Raw genomic sequence first — 1,225 nt, 5'->3', positions numbered from 1 at the left:
CGGCCGGTCGATCGCGACGATTTGTTGGCGGTGTTGGCAAGCAGCGACGACGACCTGCTCGATGTCATCGCCGCGGCCGCACGGGTACGGCGTAAATTCTTCGGGCGTCGCGTCACATTGAACTATCTGGTGAACATGAAGTCCGGTCTGTGCCCCAAGGATTGCGGCTATTGTTCACAACGACGCGGGTCGACCACCGATATCTTGAAATACTCCTGGATCACCGCCGATGAAGCCGCCCGCCACGCCCAGTGCGCGATCGATGCCGGTGCCAACCGCGTCTGCCTGGCTGCCGCGGGCCGCGGGCCGGGTGACCGCGATATCGAGCGGATCGCCGACACCGTCGCCGCCATCAAGAATTCGGCCCCATCGGTGGAAGTGTGTGCCTGTCTGGGGTTGCTCAAAGACGGGCAGGCCGAACGGCTGCGGGCGGCCGGCGCCGACGCCTACAACCACAACCTCAACACCAGCGCCGGCAACTACGCCCGGATCTGCTCGACCCACACCTTCGACGACCGGACCGCCACCGTGGCCGCCGCTAAAACCGCTGGGCTGTCGCCCTGTTCGGGCGCCATCGTTGGTATGGGCGAATCCGACGAGGACATCGTCGATGTCGCGTTGACTCTACGTGACCTGCAACCGGACTCGGTGCCGGTGAATTTCCTCATCCCGTTCGAGGGCACACCACTGGGCGGGCAGTGGGCGCTGACCCCGCTACGCTGCCTGCGCATCCTGGCGATGTTCCGGTTCGCCTTCCCCGACATCGAGGTCAGGGTCGCCGGCGGACGCGCAATTCACCTGCGGAACCTCCAGCCGCTGGCTTTACATCTGGCGAATTCGATGTTCCTCGGGGACTACCTCACCAGCCAAGGACAACCCGGCCACGCCGATCGGGCGATGATCGCCGACTCCGGCTTCGTGATCGAGGGCTGCGACCAGCAGACGGAGGCCGCGCACCACCGCGACCTCGTCGTCGCCCGCCACCGCGGTGCAGGCACCACCATACCCGCCAACACGTAAATCCTGAACATGCCCCGAAATAAGGTCAAATAAGTTGCCCAGCAATGAATTCCAGGAGGGATCGTCTCGGTCCCACACCTGCCGACCACCGCAGCTGTTGCCGATCTCCGACGCCGCGGCGGCCTACCGCCTCGTCTACAGACGCATCGACGGGCTGATCCGCAGCCGCGCTGAGGTTGCCGACCTGACCGTGCCGGCCTGTCCC

The 1,225-nt window shown here is 65.2% G+C and carries 1 protein-coding gene; it reads left to right on the top strand.

Translation table 11 applies throughout. The features are described 5' to 3' along the window. A partial coding sequence (bioB, locus tag ACOJVU_RS13475) for a biotin synthase BioB (protein WP_421530228.1) occupies positions 1 to 1,020 on the top strand: 1,020 nt, incomplete at its 5' end. Positions 1,021 to 1,225: the final 205 nt, after the last annotated feature.

The organism is Mycobacterium sp. THU-M104, from assembly GCF_049197365.1.
Lineage (GTDB): Bacteria > Actinomycetota > Actinomycetes > Mycobacteriales > Mycobacteriaceae > Mycobacterium.
Note: the sequence above shows the minus strand (reverse complement) of the source record. Positions and strands in the feature narration are given on the sequence as shown.